This window comes from Humibacter ginsengisoli, from assembly GCF_054780095.1.
This window is the reverse complement of record NZ_BAAGWZ010000002.1, coordinates 122,787-145,670: the sequence shown is the minus strand read 5'-3', so window position 1 is coordinate 145,670 and position 22,884 is coordinate 122,787. Positions and strand designations below refer to the sequence as shown.

The 22,884-nt window shown below is 68.0% G+C and carries 21 protein-coding genes; 13 read left to right on the top strand and 8 right to left on the bottom strand.

The genetic code is table 11. The annotated features are described in order from the left end of the window. Positions 1-102: 102 nt before the first annotated feature. Positions 103-693: a ClpP family protease gene (locus ACYVI5_RS03080; protein WP_460578939.1), complete on the bottom strand. Its 591-nt coding sequence runs from the start codon at positions 691-693 to the stop codon at positions 103-105. A 183-nt stretch (positions 694-876) separates the two neighbouring features. Here ACYVI5_RS03080 and ACYVI5_RS03075 point away from each other — a divergent pair, with 183 nt between their 5' ends. Then, a complete protein-coding gene (locus ACYVI5_RS03075) occupies positions 877-1,251 on the top strand; it encodes a helix-turn-helix domain-containing protein (RefSeq protein ID WP_460578938.1) in 375 nt (124 codons plus the stop codon). Positions 1,252-1,319: 68 nt separating this feature from the next. Here ACYVI5_RS03075 and ACYVI5_RS03070 read toward each other — a convergent pair whose 3' ends face one another. Further along, on the bottom strand, positions 1,320-2,672 hold the full coding sequence (locus ACYVI5_RS03070; RefSeq protein ID WP_460578937.1) for a PLP-dependent aminotransferase family protein: 1,353 nt from the start codon (positions 2,670-2,672) through the stop codon (positions 1,320-1,322). Positions 2,673-2,791: 119 nt separating this feature from the next. Between ACYVI5_RS03070 and ACYVI5_RS03065 the strand changes: the two genes are divergently transcribed. Both ACYVI5_RS03065 and dxr read left to right on the top strand, forming a co-directional pair. Further along, positions 2,792-3,787 (top strand): FKBP-type peptidyl-prolyl cis-trans isomerase, encoded by a 996-nt coding sequence (locus ACYVI5_RS03065; protein WP_460578936.1) that lies wholly within the window; start codon positions 2,792-2,794, stop codon positions 3,785-3,787. A 47-nt stretch (positions 3,788-3,834) separates the two neighbouring features. Continuing rightward, the gene (gene dxr / locus ACYVI5_RS03060; protein ID WP_460578935.1) at positions 3,835-4,923 is read left to right on the top strand and encodes a 1-deoxy-D-xylulose-5-phosphate reductoisomerase; all 1,089 of its coding nucleotides are present in this window, start codon (positions 3,835-3,837) and stop codon (positions 4,921-4,923) included. Between the two features lie 33 nt (positions 4,924-4,956). Here dxr and ACYVI5_RS03055 read toward each other — a convergent pair whose 3' ends face one another. Next, positions 4,957-5,862 (bottom strand): DsbA family protein, encoded by a 906-nt coding sequence (locus ACYVI5_RS03055; RefSeq protein ID WP_460578934.1) that lies wholly within the window; start codon positions 5,860-5,862, stop codon positions 4,957-4,959. 213 nt (positions 5,863-6,075) lie between these two features. Between ACYVI5_RS03055 and ACYVI5_RS03050 the strand changes: the two genes are divergently transcribed. From ACYVI5_RS03050 to ispG, 5 genes are all read left to right on the top strand, one after another. Further along, entirely contained in the window at positions 6,076-7,464 is a 1,389-nt protein-coding gene (locus ACYVI5_RS03050; RefSeq protein WP_460578933.1) for a M50 family metallopeptidase, read from the top strand. A gap of 88 nt (positions 7,465-7,552) precedes the next feature. Continuing rightward, positions 7,553-8,299: a 3-hydroxybutyrate dehydrogenase gene (locus tag ACYVI5_RS03045; RefSeq protein WP_460531451.1), complete on the top strand. Its 747-nt coding sequence runs from the start codon at positions 7,553-7,555 to the stop codon at positions 8,297-8,299. Beyond that, the gene (locus ACYVI5_RS03040; RefSeq protein WP_460578932.1) at positions 8,296-9,246 is read left to right on the top strand and encodes an alpha/beta fold hydrolase; all 951 of its coding nucleotides are present in this window, start codon (positions 8,296-8,298) and stop codon (positions 9,244-9,246) included. Before ACYVI5_RS03045 ends, ACYVI5_RS03040 begins: the two co-directional genes overlap by 4 nt. Continuing rightward, on the top strand, positions 9,243-10,307 hold the full coding sequence (locus tag ACYVI5_RS03035) for an alpha/beta hydrolase (protein WP_460578931.1): 1,065 nt from the start codon (positions 9,243-9,245) through the stop codon (positions 10,305-10,307). Before ACYVI5_RS03040 ends, ACYVI5_RS03035 begins: the two co-directional genes overlap by 4 nt. A gap of 72 nt (positions 10,308-10,379) precedes the next feature. Next, positions 10,380-11,513, top strand: coding sequence for a flavodoxin/ferredoxin-dependent (E)-4-hydroxy-3-methylbut-2-enyl-diphosphate synthase (gene ispG / locus ACYVI5_RS03030; protein WP_460531865.1), 1,134 nt, complete (start codon positions 10,380-10,382; stop codon positions 11,511-11,513). Between the two features lie 8 nt (positions 11,514-11,521). Here ispG and ACYVI5_RS03025 read toward each other — a convergent pair whose 3' ends face one another. From ACYVI5_RS03025 to ACYVI5_RS03010, 4 genes are all read right to left on the bottom strand, one after another. Further along, positions 11,522-11,890 carry a type II toxin-antitoxin system death-on-curing family toxin gene (locus ACYVI5_RS03025; protein ID WP_460578930.1) on the bottom strand — a complete coding sequence of 123 codons (369 nt, stop codon included), beginning with the start codon at positions 11,888-11,890 and terminating at the stop codon, positions 11,522-11,524. Continuing rightward, positions 11,887-12,093, bottom strand: coding sequence for a hypothetical protein (locus ACYVI5_RS03020; RefSeq protein WP_460578929.1), 207 nt, complete (start codon positions 12,091-12,093; stop codon positions 11,887-11,889). The genes ACYVI5_RS03025 and ACYVI5_RS03020 overlap by 4 nt, the downstream gene beginning before the upstream one ends. A 167-nt stretch (positions 12,094-12,260) precedes the next feature. After that, positions 12,261-12,902 (bottom strand): pyroglutamyl-peptidase I, encoded by a 642-nt coding sequence (pcp, locus tag ACYVI5_RS03015; RefSeq protein ID WP_460578928.1) that lies wholly within the window; start codon positions 12,900-12,902, stop codon positions 12,261-12,263. After that, the gene (locus ACYVI5_RS03010; protein ID WP_460578927.1) at positions 12,899-14,386 is read right to left on the bottom strand and encodes a ribonuclease catalytic domain-containing protein; all 1,488 of its coding nucleotides are present in this window, start codon (positions 14,384-14,386) and stop codon (positions 12,899-12,901) included. The genes pcp and ACYVI5_RS03010 overlap by 4 nt, the downstream gene beginning before the upstream one ends. Positions 14,387-14,409: 23 nt before the next feature. Between ACYVI5_RS03010 and ACYVI5_RS03005 the strand changes: the two genes are divergently transcribed. Continuing rightward, a complete protein-coding gene (locus ACYVI5_RS03005; protein WP_460578926.1) occupies positions 14,410-16,185 on the top strand; it encodes a proline--tRNA ligase in 1,776 nt (591 codons plus the stop codon). Between the two features lie 4 nt (positions 16,186-16,189). Then, positions 16,190-17,224 carry an LOG family protein gene (locus tag ACYVI5_RS03000; protein ID WP_460578925.1) on the top strand — a complete coding sequence of 345 codons (1,035 nt, stop codon included), beginning with the start codon at positions 16,190-16,192 and terminating at the stop codon, positions 17,222-17,224. A gap of 18 nt (positions 17,225-17,242) precedes the next feature. Here ACYVI5_RS03000 and ACYVI5_RS02995 read toward each other — a convergent pair whose 3' ends face one another. Further along, positions 17,243-18,133, bottom strand: a complete 891-nt coding sequence (locus ACYVI5_RS02995; protein ID WP_460578924.1) for a DUF1206 domain-containing protein — start codon at positions 18,131-18,133, stop codon at positions 17,243-17,245. A gap of 195 nt (positions 18,134-18,328) precedes the next feature. Here ACYVI5_RS02995 and nusA point away from each other — a divergent pair, with 195 nt between their 5' ends. From nusA to infB, 3 genes are all read left to right on the top strand, one after another. Further along, positions 18,329-19,333 carry a transcription termination/antitermination protein NusA gene (gene nusA / locus ACYVI5_RS02990; protein ID WP_460531486.1) on the top strand — a complete coding sequence of 335 codons (1,005 nt, stop codon included), beginning with the start codon at positions 18,329-18,331 and terminating at the stop codon, positions 19,331-19,333. 257 nt (positions 19,334-19,590) lie between these two features. Then, positions 19,591-19,959 (top strand): YlxR family protein, encoded by a 369-nt coding sequence (locus ACYVI5_RS02985; RefSeq protein ID WP_460578923.1) that lies wholly within the window; start codon positions 19,591-19,593, stop codon positions 19,957-19,959. A gap of 84 nt (positions 19,960-20,043) precedes the next feature. Next, a complete protein-coding gene (gene infB / locus ACYVI5_RS02980) occupies positions 20,044-22,752 on the top strand; it encodes a translation initiation factor IF-2 (RefSeq protein WP_460531492.1) in 2,709 nt (902 codons plus the stop codon). Positions 22,753-22,884 lie beyond the last annotated feature (132 nt).

The following is a 22,884-nucleotide window of genomic DNA, read 5'->3' as shown; positions in this document are numbered from 1 at the left end:
TGTTGCGAAGCTCGTGCTGGACTGCGGCGTGGACGGCGTAACGGTGCACACCCTCGAACGCGGCCTGCTCCGGGACGAGCGACGGTACTGCCCGGAAGACGCCTAGCCGTGTCGGCTGATTCCCGCCAGCACCTCCTGCGACGAGATCAGGCCGTCGACGAACCCGTAGTCGACCGCCTCCTCGGCCGTGTACCAGGCGTCACGGTCGCCGTCGCGCAGGATCTCCTCCACGGTATGCCCGGTCTGTTCCGCCGTGAGTCTCGCCATCTCGTTCTTGAATTTGACGATCTGCTCGGCTTGCCTGCTGATGTCCGCGGCGGTCCCGCCGAATCCGCCGTGCGGCTGATGCATGACGACGCGCGTGTTCGGCAGAACGAAGCGCTTGCCCGGCGTGCCCGAGCTCAGCAGGAATTGCGCCATCGACGCGGCGAAGCCGATGCCGACGGTGACGATGTCGGGGGTGACGTAGCGCATCACGTCGTAGATCGCGAAGCCCGCCGTGACGGAGCCGCCGGGGGAGTTGATGTACAGCTGGATGTCCCGCCGCGGGTCGGTCGCCGCCAGCAGCAGCAGCTTGCCGCAGATCTCGTTCGCGATGGCGTCGTCCACCTCCACGCCGAGGAACACGATGCGGTCCTCCAGCAGACGGTCGAAGACCTGCGCGGGCGGCGCGGCGGTCGTGGTGTCGGGCATGAGTTCCTCCTGAAGAATCGTCTGACGCGCTCCATCGTGGGCAGCTGCGCGGATTTCAGGAGCGAGATTCTGCCCGCGGCTACTTCGCCCACAGCAGAAAATTGCACAGAGTAGAACCGCGTAACGCTGTCGCGACGCTTTCCACGCGTAGCCTGAGAAAGCGCACGAGAGAGAGGAACACCGATGCTGCTCAGGCACGCCGTCGGGTCGGCGATCCGCCGACTGCGACTCGCCAGGGGGATGACGTTGCGTCAGATGTCTCAGGCTTCCGCCATCTCCCTGCCATACCTTTCCGAGATCGAGCGCGGCCGCAAGGAGCCCTCCAGCGAGATCATCCAGACCGTGTGCGTCGTGCTGGGCATCACGTTGCGTCAGCTGATGCGCGAGACCGACGTCGAACTCGTGCAGGCAGACGGACGCATCGCCCCGGTGCTCGACCTCACCGCCCGCCGACGCGAGGCCGGCTTGTCGCCTGCGGCACCGGCATCCGTTCGCATGCCGCAGGCCGACTCACCGCACACGATGCGGTCGAAGGGCGAGCGCCTGCAGGCCGCCTGACCTCAAGCGGACTGCGCCGCTGCGCCGCGAGGCCGACTGTCAAGCGGACTGTGCCGCTGCGCTGACTGTCAAGCGGACTGCGCCGCGAGCGCCACCTCGATCACGCTCGCCGCATCGTCGATGAGTTCCTCGCTGATCACCAGCGACGGCATGATGCGCAGCACGCTGTCCCAGCTGCCGGAGTCCAGCACGATCACGCCGTTGCTCGTGGCGTGACGCAGGATGCCGGTGAGCGCCTCCGGATTCGGACTTCGCGTTCCCGGCACCACCAGTTCGACGCCCCACATGGCGCCCTTGCCGCGCACCTCGCCCACCACGCCGAACCGTTCGGCCCAGTCGCCGATCCGCGCCAGCAGCGCACGCTCCACGCGCTGAGCCTCGGCGATGAGGTTCTCGCTCTCGATCACGTCGAACGTGGCGAGCGCAGCGGCGGTCGAGACCGGGTTGCCGCCGAACGTGCCGCCGATGCCGCCCGGCTGCACGGCATCCATGATCTCGGCACGGCCGGTCACGGCGGCGAGCGGGAAGCCGCCCGCGATGCCCTTGGCACTCGTGACGAGGTCGGGGACCACGCCGAAGTGCTCGATCGAGTACCAGGCGCCCGTGCGTGCCATTCCGGCCTGGATCTCGTCTGCCACGAACACGATGCCGTTCTCGCGGCAGTACTCGGCGATGCGGTTCAGGTAGCCGTCGGCGGGGATCACGATGCCGCCGTCGCCCTGGATCGGCTCGGCGAAGAACGCGGCGATCTCGCTCGGCCCGATGTGGGTCTCGATGTAGTCGATCGTGCGGGCGGCGGCCTCCTCGCCGCTCAGCCCGTCCTTGAACGGATAGCTCCCTGGCGCGCTGTAGAGCTCGCCCGGGAACGGGCCCATGCCGACGCGCTCCGGCCACGGCCGGTACGTCATGGCCATCGTGAGGTTCGTGCGACCGTGGAAGGCGTGCTCGAGCGAGACGATCGCCCGGCGACCGGTGTATTTCCGGGCGATCTTCACCGCGTTCTCCACGGCCTCCGCGCCGGAGTTCACCAGGATCGAGTGCTTCTCGAAGTCCCCTGGCGTCACCTGCGCGAGCTTCTCGGCGACACGTACGTAGTTCTCGTACGGAGTCACGGTGAAGAGCGTGTGGGTGAGCTTGTTCGCCTGCTCGAACGCTGCGGCGGCCACGGCAGGATGCGCGTGCCCGATCGTCGTCACGCCGATGCCGCAGCCGAGGTCGATGAGCCGGTTGCCGTCGACATCCACCAGGATCGCCCCGGAGGCGTGGTCCATGTAGATGTTCGCCAGCGTGCCCGCACCACGCGAGACGGATGCCTCGCGGCGGCTCTGCAGCTCCACGGAACGCGGTCCGGGGAGCGGGGTCACGACGGCACGGCGCTGCGGCACGGAATATTCGCGGGGCACAGGGAATTCGCGAGGCATCCCACCATCGTACGGTGGCGAATGCCGCGCCGAACGCCGCTGGAGTCCGACCTCCCAGCACAGGCAGAGGCGTTGTGGTGCACACTGAAGTGCCCCGTTCTCTTTCAGAAAGCTTCGTCGTGCGCCTGAAGATTCCCGCCGTTCTCGCCGTCTCAGCGGCCGCCCTGCTCCTCGCCGGATGCGCGAGTTCCGGATCTACCGGAAAGACGGCGTCGCCGTCGGCATCCGCAGGCTCCGCCTCGAAGGCGTGCAGCGCGCCGAAGTCCGGCAGCGTCTCGGACGCGGTCAAGGTGACCGGCGACAAGGGCTCGGCGCCGACGGTGACGTTCGCGGCGCCGCTGAAGGCCACAGACACGCAGCGCAGCTATGTCACCAAGGGTGACGGCGCCGAGGCGAAGAACGGCACAACGGTCGACGTCGCACTCGAGGCGTACAACGGCACGAGCGGAGCCAAGCTGACGAGCAACGGCTATGCGGGCAGCGCGACCATCCCGATCACGGTGGGCGACTCGACGATGATCCCCGGGCTCACGCAGGCCGTGGAGTGCGCACCGGTCGGCTCGCGCCTGGTCACCACGTCGACCGCGAAGTCCGCGTGGGGCGGCGCGGATCCCTCCGCCGTCGGCAGCCTGAAGAGCACCGATACCGTCGTCTTCGTCGTCGACATCCTCAACGCCGTGCCGACGAAGGCGAATGGAACGCCGCAGCCCGCCCAGGCCGGCTTTCCCACGGTGAAGCTCGCCTCCGACGGCAAGCCGACCGTCACCATCCCGAAGAGCCTCACGCCGCCGACGGAGACAAAGATCGAGGTGCTCAAGAAGGGCGCAGGCGAGACGGTCGCGTCGGGTGATTCCGTGACGGTTCAGTATCAGGGCGTGAACTGGCGCACCGGCAAGGTCTTCGACCAGAGCTGGGGCCGGGGCCTTTCGACGCTGCAGACGTCGCAGGTCGTCCCCGGTTTCGCAAAGGCCCTCGTCGGCCAGAAGGTGGGTTCCCAGGTGGTCGCCGTCATCCCGCCGGCGGACGGATACGGTTCGGCGGGACAGTCGCAGGCAGGCATCAAGGGAACCGACACGCTGGTCTTCGTCATCGACATCCTGCAGACCCAACGCTGACGTCGCGGTCCGGGGGCGGTTGAACCGGCCACGGCTACGATGAGCGCATGCGCAGGGTACTGATTCTGGGGTCCACCGGCTCGATCGGAACCCAGGCGCTCGACGTCATCCGTCGCAACCCCGACCGGTTCGAAGTGGTCGGGCTCGCTGCTGGCAGCAACCGCGATGGGCTGGCGGCGCAGGCAGACGAGTTCGGCGTGGACAACACCGCGCTCGGCGCGGTCGACGCTGAGCGACTGGTGCGCGACGTCGAGGCCGACGTGGTGCTGAACGGCATCACCGGTTCGGTCGGGCTCGGCCCAACGCTCGCGGCTCTCGAGAGCGGTGCGACGCTCGCACTGGCGAACAAGGAGTCGCTGATCGTCGGCGGCGAGCTCGTCACCTCGCGCGCACGGCCGGGACAGATCGTGCCGGTCGACTCGGAGCACTCCGCGATCGCGCAGGCGTTGCGGGCGGGGGACAGGGGCGAGGTGCGCAGGCTGGTGGTCACGGCATCCGGCGGTCCGTTCCGCGGTCGCAGCCGGGCCGAACTAGCGGATGTCACGCCTCAGCAGGCGCTCGCGCACCCCACCTGGGACATGGGCGTCGTCGTCACGACCAACTCGGCGACCCTCGTGAACAAGGGCCTGGAGGTGATCGAGGCACACCTGCTGTTCGGCGTTCCGTACGACCGCATCGATGTGGTGGTGCATCCGCAGTCCATCGTGCACTCGATGGTGGAGTTCGTCGACGGGTCGACCATCGCCCAGGCGTCGCCGCCTGACATGCGACTGCCCATCTCGCTCGGCCTCGACTGGCCGCATCGGGTCGCCGGCGTCGGCACGCCACTCGACTTCACGAAGGCCGGTCAGTGGACGTTCGAGCCGGTCGACGAGGATGCCTTCCCCGCGCTCGCGCTCGCGAAACGGGCCGGGCGCGCGGGGCGCACCTTCCCCGCGGTGTTCAACGCCGCCAACGAGCAGGCGGTCGCCGCTTTCCACGCCGGACGGCTCGGCTTTCTTGGCATCGTCGACACGATCGAACGCGTCGTGGACCAGCACGAGCCCCCGGAAACCCTCGACCTGCAGACGCTCGCCGAGGCGGAGCGGTGGGCGCGGGAGTGCGCCGACGCCGTCATCACCGCGCAGTCCGCCTGACGGACGGGGTCAGAGCCCTCGGAACCCGTCGGGCTACTTCGTCGCGGTAGGCGTCGGCGTGGGCGTCGAGGTCGATGACGAGGTCACGGTCGACTGCACGAACGACGCGAACGTGTTCGCATCCGTGAGCGAGCCCTTGTACTGCTGGCCGTTGACGATCACGGTCGGAGTGCCGCCGAAGGTCGTCACATTCGAGTTCGGCAGCTTCTGGGTCGTCGCCCGCTTCGTGGCGGCGTTCAGCCAGCTTGTGAATCGCGTGTTGTTCACGCACTTGGTGATGTCGCTGGAGCTCACGCCCGCGCCCTTCAGGATCGACAAGATCTTGGCGTTCGTCAGCCCACCGGTGCCTTCCTTCGGCTGCTTCGCATACAGCGCGGAGTTCACGGCGAGGAACTTGTCGGGCTCGTCGTTCGCCACGCACGAGACGGCGTTCGCAGCCCGCAGCGCATACCCTCCGTTAGCCGGCGAAGTGAGGTAGTTCAGCGGATGGATCTCCAGCTGCGCGAGCCCCGCGTCGAGCCACTGCTTGATCTGCGTCATGTTCGTCTGCTCGAACTCCTGGCAGTACGGGCACTGCAGGTCTTCGTAGATCGTGATGTATGCCTTGCTCGACGTGTCGGACTGCGTCGTCGGCGTGGGCTTCTCACCGGACTGCAGCGCCGGCGTGCGCACCGCCTTCGTCGACGAGGTGAGCACGATGCCGTCGCTGATCATGTTCTTCGGACCCGCGGATGTCTGCCCCTGCGGAGTCGAGTTCACGATGACGAGCGCGACAACGGCCAGAACCGCCACGATGACGACGGCAACGGAACCCTGGATCCACCACCGGCGACGCCGCGCCGTCTTCGCGGCCTCCTCGCGCATCAGTCGTGCGTGTTCCCGCGCAGCCTCCCGGCGGTCCTTCTTGCTCGGACCGTTCGCACCGCGGCCAGTAGCCATCTGCCGTCCTCTTCGTCAGGGGATCAAGAAACGCCTCGACAGCTCCGCAACACGCAGATAGAGCGCGGCAGGCGGTCGGCATCTCACCCTAGCGTGGCGCGGCTATGCGTTTCGTGAGGAGTGGCAGGGAGGTCGCGGCGAAGCCGGCATGGGAGTGCCCGAACGGTCTTCCTCGCGGTCGCCGCCCAGGACCGCGTGACTACCATTTCGTACATGTCCTCCGTGCTGCCCTTCCTCGTCGGCGTGCTGATCTTCGTGGTCGGTCTCGCCGTCTCGATCGCGCTGCACGAACTCGGGCACCTCACGGCGGCCAAGGCGTTCGGCGTCAAGGTGACGCAGTACATGATCGGCTTCGGCAAGACCCTGTTCTCGTTTCGCAGGGGCGAGACCGAGTACGGCGTCAAGGCGCTTCCGCTCGGCGGCTACATCGCGATGATCGGGATGTTCCCGCCGCGGCACCCGGGAGAAGCGGCGCGGGATGCCTCAACCGGCTTCTACAACTCCCTCGTGCTCACCGACGGCGCCATCGGGGCGCCGGCCGAAGAGCGGGCTGGGCAACGCCGGAGCGTGCTCGGCACGATGGCCGAGGAGGCCAGGCAGGCGAGCGCGGAGACCATCCCGCAGGGGGAGGAGCACCGCGCTTTCTATCTGCTGCACCCGTTCAAGCGCATCATCGTGATGCTGGCCGGACCGTTCATGAACCTCGTGATCGCCTGCGTGCTCATCGTGATCATGCTGTGCGGCATCGGCGTGCCCGGTCCGAGCACGACACTCCAGACCGTGTCGGAGTGCCTGAAACCGGCGTCCTCGACGTCCACGACGTGCTCGGCATCCGATCCCGCGTCGCCGGCGGCCGCCGCCGGACTCAAACCCGGTGACCGGATCGTCTCGGTCGGAGGCACGACGGTCACCGACTGGAACCAGCTGTCATCGAAGATCCAGGGATCAGCGGGACGCACGCTGCCCGTCGTCGTGGAGCGTGACGGCAAGGACGTGACGTTGCAGGTCACACCGAAGAAGACGCAGGACGAGGTCACGGACCAGAAGACGGGTCGCACCGTCACGAAGGATGTCGGGATGGTCGGCATCGTGCCGACGAACGTCTTCCAGCCGCAGTCGCTCGGCACGGCGCTCTCCGCGACCGGCCAGCAGCTGGGCCAGGTGACCGGCGTGTTCGTGAACCTTCCACAGCGCATGGTGGGCATCTGGAACGCGGCGTTCGGTTCCGGCGAGCGGTCGGCATCCAGCCCGGTGGGCATCATCGGCGTGGGGCGCATGGCCGGTGAGATCGCGGACAGCTCCTCGTACGCTTTCCTGTCGAAGATCCAGTTGATGCTGAGCCTGCTCGCCTCGCTCAACCTCGCGCTGTTCGTGTTCAACATGATCCCGCTGCTGCCGCTGGACGGCGGCCACGTCGCCGGCGCTGTGTGGGAGTGGATCAAGCGCGGATGGTTCAAGGCCACGAGGCGTGCGAGCTCGCCCAAGCCGGTCGACATGGCAAGGCTCATGCCGCTCACCTACGCGGTCATCGTCGTGCTCGGCGCCATGAGCTTGCTGCTCGCCTACGCCGACATCGTCAAGCCGGTCACGCTGCCCGGCTGACGCCTCGCACGGTGCTTCGTCGTTGACACGGTGCGACCCTGGGGTGACGATGCCCCTGAGGTGCCGACGGGCGCCGGAAGGGCGGACGATGACGGATCTCTCGGGGCGCACGGCCCTCATCACCGGTGCAGCGAGCGGCATCGGACGTGCGTGCGCTCTGGCGTTCGCCTCGGCGGGCGCGAAGGTGACGATCGCGGATCTCGATGGCGATGCGGCACAGCAGGTCGCCGACGAGATCGGCGGCACAGCGTGGCAGGTCGACCTCTCCGATCTGGATGCCCTCGCGCAGGTGCCGCTGGATGCAGACATCCTGATAAACAACGCGGGCATTCAGCACGTGCGGCCCATCGAGGAGTTCGAGCCGGCGCGGTTCCAGCTGATCATCCGGCTCATGCTCGAGGCGCCGTTCCTGCTGATCAGGGCCGTGCTGCCCGGCATGTACGAGCGCGGCTGGGGCCGCGTCATCAACCTGTCCAGCGTGCACGGTCTGCGCGCATCCGCCTACAAGTCCGCCTACGTAGCCGCCAAGCACGGCCTAGAGGGGCTCTCGAAGGTGACAGCGCTCGAGGGCGGGCCGCACGGCGTGACGAGCAACTGCATCAACCCCGCGTACGTGAACACGCCGCTCGTGCAGAAGCAGATCGCCGACCAGGCGAGGGTGCACGGCATCGACGAGTCCCAGGTCGTTTCGCAGATCATGCTCACCGAGAGCGCCATCAAGCGGCTCGTCGAGCCCGACGAGGTCGCCTCGCTCGCCCTCTGGCTGGCCGGCGATGACGCCGGTATGGTGACCGGTGCCAGCTACACGATGGACGGCGGGTGGAGCGCTCGATGAACGGTCCCTCGCGGCACGCGGTCACCGAATACACCGCCTTCCGCGCTCAGCCGAGCAGCGGCCGGCTCGCCGGCGGAGTGTGGCGACCGGATGCCGGCGGTCTGCCCGTTCTCGCCATCCACGGCATCACCGCTTCGCACCTCGAGTGGCCGCTCATCGCCGATCGACTCGAAGACACTCGTGTGATCGCCCCCGACCTGCGCGGACGGGCACGCAGCAACGCTCTTCCGGGGCCGTGGGGGATGCGCGACCATGCCGACGATATGGCGCGCCTGCTCGATCGCTTCGACGTCGACCGGGCACTCGTGCTGGCGCACTCGATGGGTGGCTTCGTCGGTGTGCGCATGGCCGACCAGCATCCCTCCCGCATCGCCGGCCTCGTGCTGGTCGATGGCGGGCTTCCCCTGCCGTTCCGGGCGCCGCAGGGTGCAGCGCCGGAAGACGTTCCTGCGCTCCTCCTCGGCCCGGCTGGGGAGCGGCTGAAGAAGGTCTATCCGAGCCGCGAGTCGTACGCCGCGTTCTGGCGCTCACACCCGGCGTTCACCGGGCGCTGGAGCGACGTCGTCGCGGATTACGTCGACTACGACCTCGACGAGGTCGACGGGGGCTTCCGGCCGTCCAGCCGCTTCGAGGCCATCGCGACGAACGTGATGCAGATGAGCGGAGACGACGGCTACCGGGAGGCGCTGGCGTCCGTGCGCGTGCCGATCGACTTCCTCCGTGCGCCGCGCGGGCTGGTGAACGAATCGCCTGGCCTGTATCCGGATGCCGTACTGTCGGCGGCGCTGGAGATCGCACCGGGCATCCGCGTCCACGACGTCGAAGACGTGAACCATTACACGATCGTGATGACGGATGCCGGTGCCGATCGCGTGGCGCCGATCGTGCGCCGAGCCCTGGCATCCGTCGGCACGCAGTACGCTCTCGACGAGGGGGACGCTCGATGAAGACGCTCTTGAAAGGGATCACTTCGCGCACTGTCGGCACGGACAGGCTGCTCGCGAACGTGCTCGAACGAGAAGACGCAGGGAGCCGCGACGCCGTCGTGTTCGTACACGGCAACTGCTCGTCGTCGTTGTTCTTCCAGCCGGTCATGCAGCTGCTGCCCGAATCGATCAGGCCGATCGCGGTCGATCTGCGCGGCTTCGGTGCCAGCGAGACGCTTCCCGTTGATGCGACGCGCGGCGTGCGCGACTACTCGGACGACGTGTGGTCCGTGATCGACGAACTCGACCTCGGCAGGGTTCACCTCGTGGGATGGAGCATGGGCGGCGGCGTCGTGCTGCAGCAGCTGCTCGACCGGCCGGATGAGGTGGCATCCGTCACCCTGATCTCGCCCGTCTCGCCATACGGATTCGGTGGCACGGCCGCCGACGGTTCGCGGCTCACGGACGATGACGCCGGAGTCGGCGCCGGTGCCGCGAACCCGGACTTCGTGGCACGGCTCAAGGATGGCGACACGTCGGCCGACGAGGCGACCTCGCCGCGCTCGGTCTTCCGCTCCTCGTATGTCGCTTCGGGCCACCGCACCGATCTCGAAGACCTCTGGGTGGCCTCGATGCTCACCACCGCCGTCGGCGAGGACAACTACCCGGGCGATTCGGTCGCGTCGCCGAACTGGCCGGGCATGGCGCCTGGCACCCGCGGCGTGCTGAACACGATGGCGCCGATGTACTTCGACGTGTCGGCCATCGTCGACCTGCCCGTGAAGCCGCCGGTGCTGTGGATCCACGGCCTCGACGACGCGATCGTGGGCGACGAGACGTTCTTCGACCTCAACGCCCTGGGCAAGGCCGGTGTTCTGCCCGGGTGGCCCGGCGAGAAGGTCGCTCCGCCGCAGCCGATGGTTTCCCAGACCCGCGCGGTGCTGGAGCGGTACGCGGATGCCGGTGGCAGCTACCAGGAGATCGCCCAGCCGAAGTGCGGTCACTCCGCCCACATCGAGTATCCGGAGCTCGTGACCGATGCCATCGTCGAGCTCGTGGCAGGTGCAGACCGGGTGGCGTGACGAAAGGGAACAACCAGGTTGCCGTGCGCCTCGCGACCTAGACTGAGGCCCGTGCCAGCAGTGAATCTCGGTATGCCGAAGGTCCCCGAAGTGCTCCACCCGCGCCGCAAATCGCGGCAGATCCGGGTGGGAAAGGTGCTCGTCGGCGGAGACGCACCGATCAGCGTGCAGTCGATGACGACCACGCCGACCACGAACATCAACGCGACCCTGCAGCAGATCGCGGAGCTGACGGCATCCGGATGCGACATCGTGCGCGTCGCCGTGCCCAGCCGTGACGATGCGGAGGCACTCCCGATCATCGCGAAGAAGTCGCAGATCCCGGTGATCGCCGACATCCACTTCCAGCCGAACTACGTGTACGCCGCGATCGACGCTGGATGCGCAGCCGTGCGGGTGAACCCCGGCAACATCCGCAAGTTCGACGACCAGGTCGGCGAGATCGCCCGCCGCGCCAAGGAGGCGGGCGTCTCCCTGCGCATCGGCGTGAACGCGGGATCGCTCGAGCCCAGCATCCTGCAGAAGTACGGCAAGCCCACCGCGGAGGCGCTCGTCGAGTCCGCGGTGTGGGAGGCGAGCCTGTTCGAGGAGCACGACTTCCACGACTTCAAGATCTCGGTCAAGCACAACGATCCGATCGTCATGGTGAAGGCGTACCGCCTGCTCGCTGAGCGCGGAGACTGGCCGCTGCACCTCGGCGTCACGGAGGCCGGGCCCGCGTTCCAGGGCACCATCAAGTCGGCGACGGCCTTCGGCATCCTGCTCGCCGAAGGCATCGGCGACACGATCCGGGTGTCGCTCTCCGCGCCGCCGGTCGAGGAGGTGAAGGTCGGCCTGCAGATCCTGCAGTCGCTGAACCTGCGCGAGCGCAAGCTCGAGATCGTCTCCTGCCCCTCATGCGGACGCGCGCAGGTGGATGTCTACACGCTCGCCGACAACGTCACCGAGGGCCTGCAGGGCATGAGCGTTCCGTTGCGCGTCGCGGTGATGGGATGCGTCGTGAACGGACCCGGAGAGGCGCGCGAGGCAGACCTCGGCGTCGCCTCAGGCAACGGAAAGGGCCAGATCTTCGTCAAGGGCGAGGTCATCAAGACCGTGCCTGAGGCCGAGATCGTCGAGACGCTCATCGCGGAAGCGAACCGCATCGCCGAGGAGATGGGCGCCGCGGCCCCGGTGGGCGAGCCGTCGGTCACGGTCGGGCACTGAGCCGCAGGTCAGCACGGTGCGAGATGTTCGCCGATGCTCCGCGCAACCTCGTCGATCGGGATCTTCCCTTGGGCAACATCGAGGACGAGATCGAACGCTTCATCCACGGTGAAGGTGTGGCGCATGCCGTTCAGCCGCAGGAAGAGCTGCGTGAGAATCCAGCTCAGCCGCTTGTTCCCGTCGAACAATGCCTGGTTCCGGGCGAGAGACTCAAGGATGACCGCCGCTTTCGCTGGGAGATCTGCGTAGACCTCCTCGCCGCCGAAGACAGTGGCTGGTCTCGCCAAAGCTGAAGCGAGCAGTCCAGCGTCACGGACGTGGAAGCCCAACCGTTCGATCGTCTGCTCGGCGTCTCGCATCGTCACGTAGGTGATCATGCGTCTTCAAGCCGTCGGAGGAGCTCGGCATCGGCTTCAAGGATCTCGTCGAGCGCAGCATCGACCCGCACAGCGCGCTCGCTGCGCGCGACCACCAACTCGGCTCCCTGCACGAGCAGCGAGTTCTTCGAGACGTGAAGTCGTTCCGCTAGGTCGCCGAGTCTGTTGTCGAGTTCCTCGGGAAGGCGCACATTGATAGCCATGGGTGAATGGTACCAATGTGGTGCGACGGTGGTCCTTCTTGCCGGAGTGGAACGCATGGCAGGACGCTAGCCGCAGGCTGACCTCGGTTGTCGATCGCGGGTGCCCACCGTGAGCAACTGCCGCGGCATGTCGGATGTGGGCGCAAAGCCTCGGAGGGCGGGGTGGCTCAGCTCAGCGTCCCGCCGATCGCGGAGATGTCTTGATCGAATCGCAGTGTCGTGCGGATCGCGATCTCGAACGCCTGCGCGAGCTGGTCCAGCGCCAGCTCCGGCTCCCCATGCGGCGACTGCCCGGTCGCCCATGGCACGTGGATGAATCCCGCCCGGCGGCCCGAGCGTTCCGCCCACTCCGCGGCATGGACGAGCACGTGGTTGCACACGAATGAGCCGGCCGTGAGCGACAGCTCGACGGGGATGCCAGCAGCGGCGACATCCCGCACGATCGCCTTCACGGGCAGCGACGCGAACGCCGCTGCGGGGCCCCCGGGGAGCGAAGGCACATCGATCGGCTGCCCGCCGTGGTTGTCGGGGATGAGGGCATCGATCAGGTTCACGCCGACGCGTTCGACCGAGATCCGAGAGCGGCCTCCCGCGAGGCCGGTCGCGATGACGACGTCGGGGTCGTGCTCGTCGATCAGCTCGTGCAGCCGCCGAACGGAGCCGGCGAACGTGACCGGCAGCACCTGGGCAACGAGTCGCACCTCGGCTGGTATGCACCGCCGCGAGGCGACCAGCCGCACCGCATCGCCGGACGGGTTCATGGCATCCGACCCGAAGGGCTCGAAACCGGTCAGGAGAACCGTCCTCACGATGCCGCCCGTTCGTGTGTCGGCGGCTTCGCGTCGGACCGCGGCGTTCGTGTCGCCTCCTCGACGGGAACCAGCTGCACGCTGCCCGTCGCGATGTCGGCGCCCTGCAGCAGCACCTCGATCGTGGTGCCTGCTCGCACCGCGTCGGAGACCCGGCACGAGGCCGTCACGATGGGGTCGTTCAACTGCAACCGCCCTCGTCCGTCGCGCACCTCGAGCACCCACGCGCTGAAGCGCTCGCCGATCCGGTCGCGCAGCGTTGCGGCCTCGACACGGTCGATCGAGCCGGACGACAGGCGGGACGCCCGCTCCGTCGACGATTGCATGAGCCCGGGCACCGATGGCAGGGTCTCCCGCACCCAGTCCGGAACGGGCCGGCCCGAGAACGCGGACTCGCAGACGACGAGACCCCAACGGTCCACGAGCCGGCGCAGCGGGGCCGTGACATGGGCGTAGGGGGAAGCGACGGCCGCTTGCACGGGATCGGCGGGCGCAGTCCCATCGAACGCAACGTAGCCCGCGCCGCGGAACAGGGATGCGGCTGCCTGCAGCACCGCGAGGGTCTGCGGGTCGTTGCGGTCCAACCCGCGCAGGTAGTCGCCGTACGGCGCGCTCGCGTTCCAGGGCATCCCGAGCGCGACGGTCCGGAGCCGGAACGCTGCGACGGCGGCATCGTCGGCTGCCGGCATCGTGCGCAGGATGCCTACGCCCGCCTCGAGCATGATGTGCGCCGCGGCCATGCCGGTCAGGAGCGAGAGCTGGGCGTTCCAGTCCTCAAGAGGCAGCGGACGACGCCGCTCCACGCGATACGTGCCTGAAGCATCCCGCACGATCTCCTCGTCGGGAAGGTTCAGGCTCGCGCCGCCGCGCAGACGTTCCTGCTCGAGGCGCGCCCTGCCCACCTCGGGAAGCAGCGCAGCAGGCGAATCCGCGTCGTGCGCATCCAGAGCCGCCTGCGTCGAGACGTAGTCGAGTTGCGCGCGCGAACGCACCAGGGCACGCTCCACTCGGTGCGAGACCTCCGCTCCTGCGTCGTCGAGGTCGAACGTCCAGACATAGGCCGGCCGGTTCTGTCCGGGAAGCAGCGATGCCTTCTGCTCGCCGATCACGGGCGGATGCAACGGCACGGCCCCGTCTGCGGCGTAGATCGTCTGCCCGCGCTTCCGCGCCTCAACGTCCACGGCACCGCCGGGCGCGACGAAGCCCGGCACGTCGGCGATGGCATACCGCACCCGCCATCCGGAACCCCGGCGCTCCAGATGGAACGCCTGGTCGAGATCCTTCGAGCCCGCCGGGTCCAGCGTGGCGAACGGGATGTCGCGCAGGTCGAGGTCGGGCGCCGCAGCCGTCGCGGCCTCCGCCTCGGCCGTGACGTCCGCAGGAAAGCCCTGCGGCACATCCAGCTGCACGCGCAGCGCAGCCAGCGCCTCCGCGAGCTCGCTCTGCGCGGTCGAGGCGGTCAGGCGGGCGCGGCGGAGGGGCACGAGACCAACCCTAGACTTGAGGCGTGGTCACCCGTCTGTCGAACTTCTTCCTCCGCACGCTCCGCGAAGACCCCGCCGACGCCGAGGTCGCGAGCCACAAACTGCTCGTGCGCGCCGGCTACATCCGGCGTCAGGCCGCCGGCATCTTCGCCTGGCTGCCGCTGGGACTGCGGGTGAAGGCCAAGATCGAGCAGATCATCCGCGAGGAGATGACGGCCGCGGGAGCACAGGAGGTGCACTTCCCCGCGCTCATGCCGCGTGAGGCATACGAGGCCACCGGACGCTGGGAGGAGTACGGCGACCTGCTGTTCCGCCTGCAGGACCGCAAGGGCGGCGACTACCTGCTCGCGCCGACGCACGAGGAGGCGTTCACGCTGCTCGTGAAAGACCTCTACTCGTCGTACAAAGACCTGCCGTTCACGATCTACCAGATCCAGGACAAGTACCGCGACGAGGCGCGTCCACGCGCCGGCCTGCTGCGCGGTCGCGAGTTCACGATGAAGGATGCCTACTCCTTCGACTACACGGATGCCGGGCTCGAGGCGTCCTATGAGGCGCAGCGCGACGCATACGAGCGCATCTTCACCCGGCTCGGCCTCTCCTACGTGATCGTGCGAGCGGATGCCGGTGCCATGGGCGGGTCCCGAAGCGAGGAGTTCCTGCACCCCACGCCTGTGGGCGAGGACACCTTCGTGCAGTCACCCGGCGGATACGCGGCGAACGTCGAAGCGTTCACCACGGTCGCGCCGCCCACCCGCTCCTATGAGAAGCTCACGCCGCAGGAGGTCGTCGACACCCCGAACACACCCACGATCGAGTCGCTCGTCGCGATCGCGAACGAGAAGCACCCCCGGCCGGACGGCCGTGCGTGGACGGCGGCCGACACGCTGAAGAACGTCGTGCTCGCGCTCGACCATCTCGACGGGACCCGTGAGGTCGTCGTCGTGGGTTTGCCGGGCAACCGCGAGGTCGACATGAAGCGCGCCGAAGTGGCGTTCGCTCCGGCCGAGGTGGAGCCGGCGACGGCGACCGACTTCGCGAAGCATCCGGGCCTCGTGAAGGGCTATATCGGCCCGTGGTCTCCCGAGGGGCCGGTTCTGGGTGAGAAGTCGCGCACGGGCATCCGCTACTTCGTCGACCCGCGCGTCGTCGACGGCACGGGCTGGGTGACGGGCGCGAACATCGACGGCAAGCACGTGCTGGGCCTCGTGGCCGGCCGTGACTTCGGCTGGGACGGCAGCATCGAGGTGGCCGAGGTGCTGCCGGGCGACCCCGCGCCGGACGGATCGGGTCTCGTCGAGCTGGCACGCGGCATGGAGATCGGGCACGTGTTCCAGCTCGGCCGCAAATACGCCGAAGCGCTCGGTCTCAAGGTGCTCGACGAGAACGGCAAGCTCGTCACCGTGACCATGGGGTCATACGGCATCGGCGTCACACGCATCCTCGCGATCATCGCGGAGGAGAACAACGACGACAAGGGGCTGATCTGGCCTGAGTCCGTCGCGCCGTTCGACGTGCACGTCGTGGCGACCGGCAAGGACGAGGCCGTGTACGAGGTGGCCGACGGTGTCGTCGCCTCCCTCGAGGCATCCGGACTGGACGTGCTCTACGACGACCGCCCCAAGGTGTCGCCAGGAGTGAAGTTCGGCGACGCGGAACTGATCGGCGTGCCGCAGATCGTCATCGTGGGCCGTGACGCCGCCGACGGCATCGTCGAGATGTGGAACCGCCGAACGGGGGATCGCACCAAGGTCGAGGTCGCCGAGGTCGCGACCGCGTTCGCCGGGAACGCCGCCTGAGACCATGCCGGACAACGCCCTCGACGCTCTCCCGCCGGCCATCGCCGACGAGCTTCGGGCGGCGGCCGCAGCCGCAGGCATCCAGGAGGATGAAGACCTCATACTGCGCATCCTGGCGACCGGCGTGGGCCTTGGAATGGACGAACCGGGTCGTCTCGACCTCAAGATCGTCTCGGCCTCGCTGGAGGAGATGCGGGCCGCGTTCCGCCTGTTCGCGCCGTACGTCGACGTGCCTAAAGTGACGATCTTCGGATCGGCGCGCACTCGCCAGCAGGATGCGCTCTACCGCCAGACCACCGAGGTCGCGGCTGCCCTCGCCGAGCGCGGATGGATGGCTGTGACGGGCGCTGGACCCGGCATCATGCAGGCCGCCGTCGAGGGCGCAGGACCGGGGCGCTCCATTGGCGTGTCGATCCGGCTGCCGTTCGAGGAGCATCCGGATGAGGCAGTGCAGGACGAGCCGAACGTCGTCACGATGAAGTACTTCTTCACTCGCAAGCTCATGCTGGTGAAGGAGTCGCGCGGATTCATCTGCCTGCCCGGTGGTTTCGGCACGCTCGACGAGATGTTCGAGCTGCTCACCCTGCAGCAGACCGGCAAGGCCGAGCCGGTGCCGATCGTGCTGCTGGATGCCCCGGGCGGCGGATTCTGGACCGCGCTCGAACGCTTCGTCGACGAACAGCTGATCCCGACGGGAGTCATCTCTCCTGACGATTTCGACCGCGTGCTCGTCACCGACTCGGTGGATGCCGCCGTGGGGGAGATCACCGGATTCTGGCGCAACTACGACTCCCTGCGCTGGGTCGGCCGGAGGCTCGTGCTGCGACTCAAGTCGGAACCGACGGATGCTCAGCTCGCCTCGCTCAACGCACGGTTCGGCGACCTCGCTCCCGACGGTGGTATCGCCCGCACCGCGCCCCTGCGGGCCGAGCGAGCCGACCGCGACCGCCTCGACCTGCCCCGCCTCGTGTTGCGGCTGGACCAGCGCCGCGTCGGCGACCTGTTCCGTCTGATCCGAGCCGTGAACGAGCTCAGCTGACTGCGAGCAACTCCGCCGTCATAACTTGGCGAGGAGGGCGCGGATGCCGCAGTAGGCGCCGTAGACGATGAGACCGAATCCCACCACCCAGAGCAGAACCTCGCCGAAAATGAGCCCGCGCAAGAGTTTCAGGGCGGCGTCGAGGCCGCCGGCGTCCCGTGCATCCCCGGTGATCGCGGCCGTCGCGAAGAAGACGCCGACGATGCCGAGCGCGACGCCTTTCGCCACGTAGCCGACCAGACCGACCGCGTTCACGGCGACCGCCCAGCCCGTGGCGGGCATCCTCAGCTGCTTGCGAAAGGTCTGCCTCGCGCCCATCACCGCGAAACCGACCCCGATACCGAACACCGTGGCACCTGCAAGCACGACCACTAGCGCTCCGGCGGGAGTCTGGAGCAGCCAGGCACTGAGCGCCTCGACCGTGTGGTGAGGCCTTTCGCGGCCGCCGAGAGCGAAGATCAGCGCCGACGCACCGACCACGGCGTACGCGATCCCTTTGGCGGCCTCGGAGCCTCGCTTGCCCCATCGTTCCGCCGCCCGATCCCTTCGTACGAGTACGGCCTGGGCGACCTGCCACAGAGTGAGAGCCCCGAGGCCGACGACCATCATCCAGAGCAGCACCGCTCCGCCTGAGGTATGAGCGATCTGCGACATGGCACCGGACTGGTCCGCTACGCCGTGGGCCCCGACAGCGAGCGAGATGGCGCTCGCGCCGACCAGGATGTGCACCACCCCGAGCACCGCGAAGCCCGCACGCGTAAGAAGGCGAAGGACCGTTGAGTCCTCGGCGGTGGCCGCCGCCTCCTTGACGCCCGCCTCGGCTGCGTCGGCCGCATCCGGAGGCCGGTCCTGCTCACCCGCGTTGTCATGGGCGGACGAATCGAAAGCATGCGATTCGCCGTGGACCATGCGGTCACAGTAGCGGGCTCACACGGGCGTCGAACAACCGCGCTCGAGGCGAGGCATCGGCCGTGACGTGAGGGGCACCGATCCGGTAGTCTGAATGGTCAGCCCTTGCGAGGGTGATGGTGTGATGCCCGCAGGTCCTACGGACTGCGGGCGTTCAAGTGAAAACGGACGACGAACTGAATAAGGGGGCCGAAGGTGGACATCGACCTCAGCGTCTTGCGCCTGATGGAGCGCGAACGGGAGATCCCGTTCGACGAACTCGTGGAGATCATCGAGCAGGCGATCCTGACGGCGTACCTGAAGCACACCGATCAAGCGTCCCACCGGCACAGCCAGGGGCACAGCGAGGAGTCGCCGGCGGCCCGCGTCCACCTCGACCGCAAGACCGGCCACGTCACGGTCTACGTGCCCGAGTTCGACGACGAGGGCAACGTGATCGGGGAGTCCGAGGACAGTCCTAGCGACTTCGGCCGCATCGCGGCGTTCGCTGCGAAGCAGGTGATCAACCAGCGACTGCGCGACATCCAGGATGACGCGGTGTTGGGCGAGTTCAAGGGTCGCGAGGGCGACGTGGTCGCCGGCGTCATCCAGCAGGGGCCGAACCCGCGGATGATCCATGTCGACCTGGGCACGGTCGAGGCGATCCTGCCGCCCGAGGAGCAGGTGCCGGGGGAGGAGTACTCGCACGGTTCGCGCATCCGCGTGTACGTGACGAGCGTGTCGAAGGGGCCGAAGGGACCGTCGATCACGGTGTCGCGCACGCACCCGGCGCTCGTGCGCAAGCTGTTCGCGCTCGAGGTGCCAGAGATCGCGCACGGCGTCGTCGAGATCGTGTCGCTCGCCCGCGAGGCGGGTCACCGCACGAAGATCGCCGTTCGCGCGAACCAGCCCGGCGTGAACGCGAAGGGCGCGTGCATCGGCGAACTGGGACAACGGGTGCGTGCCGTCACGGCCGAACTGAACAACGAGAAGATCGACATCGTCGACTACTCACCAGACCTGGCGACCTTCGTTGCCAGCGCACTGTCGCCGGCGAAGGTGACCAAGGCCTTCGTCGTGGACGAGTCGCTGAAGGCCGTTCGCGCGCTCGTCCCGGACTACCAGCTGTCGCTCGCGATCGGCAAGGAGGGCCAGAACGCCCGCCTCGCCGCGAAACTGACGGGCGCGAAGATCGATATCCAGCCGGACACGGCCGGATAGCGATCTTCGCGAAAGGCGGCAGCTTAGGCGATGCCAGTGGCATCGCCTATCAGGCAGCCTCGAGAAGCTGACGCGGCAGCCCGGAGGGCACAGCTATCCAGCCGGACACGGCTGGATAGCGATCTTCACGAAAGGGCCACCCACCCAAAACAGGCAGATCACACGAAAACAGGCAGATTCTGCCTGTTTTCGGTGAGAGAGCGCGACCATGCCTGTTCTTGCGAGCGGCGCCTCGACCCCCTGCGTCGGCCTCGGCCATGCGAGCAAGCTCGCACGGCTCTCGGCTCTCCTTGGGTGGTCGGCGCTGCGCGCCTCGACCCCTGCGTCGGCCTCGGCCATGCGAGCGAGCTCGCACGGCTCTCGGCTCTCCTTGGGGTAGACTGGTGGCTGTGAGAACGTGCGTCGGATGCCGTTCTCGCGCTTCCCGATCCTCTCTTCTGAGGGTTGTCGCCCGGAATTCGCAGCTTGTGGTGGATGAGTCCGCCCGGATGCCCGGCAGGGGCGCGTGGCTGCATCCGACTTCCGAGTGTCTCGACAAAGCGATCCGGCGACGGGCCTTCGGGCGTGCGCTCCGGGTCGAAGGACCTCTGGACACCCGGCCACTAGAGAACAGGCTGAACGGCTAATGGACAACTAATGAGCGGCTCGAAATGAGACCCGTCCACCACTAAGGCTTGCCCCTGCTCGGGCAAGTCCCGAACAGGAGAATTGTGGCTGCAAAACCACGCGTACATGAGATCGCGAGCGAGCTCGGCGTCGACAGCAAGGTCGCGCTCGCGAAGCTCAAGGAACTCGGCGAATTCGTCAAGGGACCGTCGTCGAGCATCGAACCCCCGGTCGCCCGCAAGCTGAGGGCGGCGCTGGAGGCGGACGGTGCGAAGCCGTCGACGCCCGCGCCGTCGAGGCCGGTGGCTACCCCCGCATCGAAGCAGGCGGGTACGCCGGCGACCGTGCCGGCCGGTGCCGCGCCCAAGCCGGGCGCTCCGAGGCCGGCACCGGCTCCGAAGGCCGAGGCGGCCCCCGCAGAGGCCAAAGCGCCCGAGGCGAAGCCTGCCGAGACGAAGCCGGCGTCAAAGCCGGGCGACGCAACCGGGCGCCCTGGTGCACCACGTCCGGGCGGTCCGCGCCCTGGCAACAACCCGTTCGCGAGCTCCCAGGGCATGGGTCAGCGTCCCGCAGGCACGCCGCGCCCTGGCAACAACCCGTTCGCGAGTTCGCAGGGCATGGGTCAACGGCCCACGCCGGGCAACATCCCGCGCCCGCAGGCACCTCGTCCCGGTTCGCCGCGTCCAGGCGGCCCGCGCCCGGCAGGCGCCGGTCGCCCAGGGGGCGCTCGTCCCGGTGGCGGCGGTCGGCCGGGCGGATTCCAGCGCCCTGGTGGCGCAGGAGCCGGAGCGGGAGCTGGCGGCTTCAACCGTCCTGGTGGCGGTTTCGGCGGCCCCCGTCCGGCAGGTGGCGGCGGTCGTGGCCGTGGCCCGGGCGGCGGGACCGCCGGTGCCTTCGGTCGTGGCGGCGGCAAGAGCAAGGCCCGCAAGTCGAAGCGCACGAAGCGGCAGGAATTCGAGATGCGGGAGGCTCCGTCGCTCGGCGGCGTGAGCGTTCCCCGCGGTGACGGCAACACCGTCATCCGCCTGCGTCGCGGCGCATCGATCAGCGACTTCGCCGACAAGATCGACGCCAGCCCCGGCAACCTCGTGACCGTGCTGTTCCACCTCGGTGAGATGGCTACGGCGACGGAGTCGCTCGACGAGGCGACGTTCGAAGTGCTCGGCGCCGAGCTGGGCTACAAGATCCAGGTCGTCTCGCCCGAGGACGAGGACAAGGAGCTCCTCGAGGGCTTCGACATCGACCTCGATGCCGAACTCGACGAGGAATCCGACGAGGATCTCAAGCAGCGTCCGCCGGTGGTCACCGTCGTCGGCCACGTCGACCACGGAAAGACGCGTCTGCTCGACGCGATCCGTCAGACCAACGTGATCGCTGGCGAGGCCGGCGGCATCACGCAGCACATCGGTGCATACCAGGTGTCGACGGAGCACGATGGTTCCGAGCGGGCCATCACCTTCATCGACACCCCGGGTCACGAGGCGTTCACGGCCATGCGTGCTCGCGGTGCGCAGGTGTCCGACATCGCGATCCTCGTGGTCGCCGCAGACGACGGCATCATGCCGCAGACGATCGAGGCGCTGAACCACATGCAGGCGGCCGACGTGCCGATCGTGGTGGCGGTGAACAAGATCGACAAGCCGGATGCCAACCCCGCCAAGGTGCGTCAGCAGCTGACCGAGTTCGGCCTGGTCGCTGAGGAGTACGGCGGCGACACCATGTTCGTGGATGTCTCCGCTCGCGAGAACATCGGCATCGCCGACCTGCTCGACGCCGTGCTGCTCACGGCAGACGCCGGTCTCGACCTGCGGGCGAACCCCGACAAGGATGCCCGTGGCGTGGCCATCGAGGCCAAGCTCGACAAGGGCCGCGGTGCGGTGGCAACCGTGCTCATCCAGTCCGGAACGCTCCGGGTCGGCGACTCGATCGTGGCGGGAACCGCATACGGACGCGTGCGTGCCATGCAGGACGAGAACGGTGACGCGGTGGAGGAAGCCCTCCCGTCGCGTCCGGTGCAGGTGCAGGGTCTCTCCAGCGTTCCGCGTGCCGGTGACACGTTCATCGTCACCGAGGAGGACCGCACGGCCCGCCAGATCGCCGAGAAGCGCGAAGCGGCCGAGCGCAACGCCCAGCTGGCGAAGGCGCGCAAGCGCATCAGCCTCGAGGACTTCACGCGAGCCCTTGAAGAGGGCAAGGTCGAGTCCCTCAACCTCATCATCAAGGGTGACGTCTCCGGCGCCGTCGAAGCGCTCGAGGAGTCCCTGATGAAGATCGAGGTGGACGAGAGCGTTCAGCTGCGCATCCTGCACCGCGGCGTCGGCGCGGTCACCGAGAGCGACATCGACCTGGCCACGATCGACAACGCGATCGTCATCGGGTTCAACGTGCGCCCCGACGTCAAGGCTCGCGAGCGGGCTGCCCGCGAGGGCATCGACGTGCGGTTCTACTCGGTCATCTACAACGCCATCGACGACATCGAGAACTCGCTCAAGGGCATGCTCAAGCCCGAGTTCGAAGAGGTGCAGTCGGGTGTGGCCGAGATCCGCGAGGTGTTCCGCTCCTCCAAGTTCGGCAACATCGCCGGTGTCTACGTGCGAAGCGGAACCATCACCCGCAACGCCAAGGCTCGCGTCATCCGCGACGGCGTCGTGGTGGGCGACAACCTCGCCATCGAATCGCTGCGTCGCTTCAAGGATGACGTCACCGAGGTTCGTACCGACTTCGAAGCCGGTATCGGCCTCGGCAGGTACAACGACATCCAGATCGGCGACGAGATCGAGACGATCGAGTTGCGCGAGAAACCGCGCGCTTAGGTTCGTGGGGCGGGTTCCCGCTCGGTTTTCCCCTTCAGGGGAAAGGAGCGGGGACCCCTACCCCGATTCCCCTGAAGGGGAAAACCGAGCGGCAACCCGATACGAAGCCTCAGTGCTCGGGGAAAGGGGTAA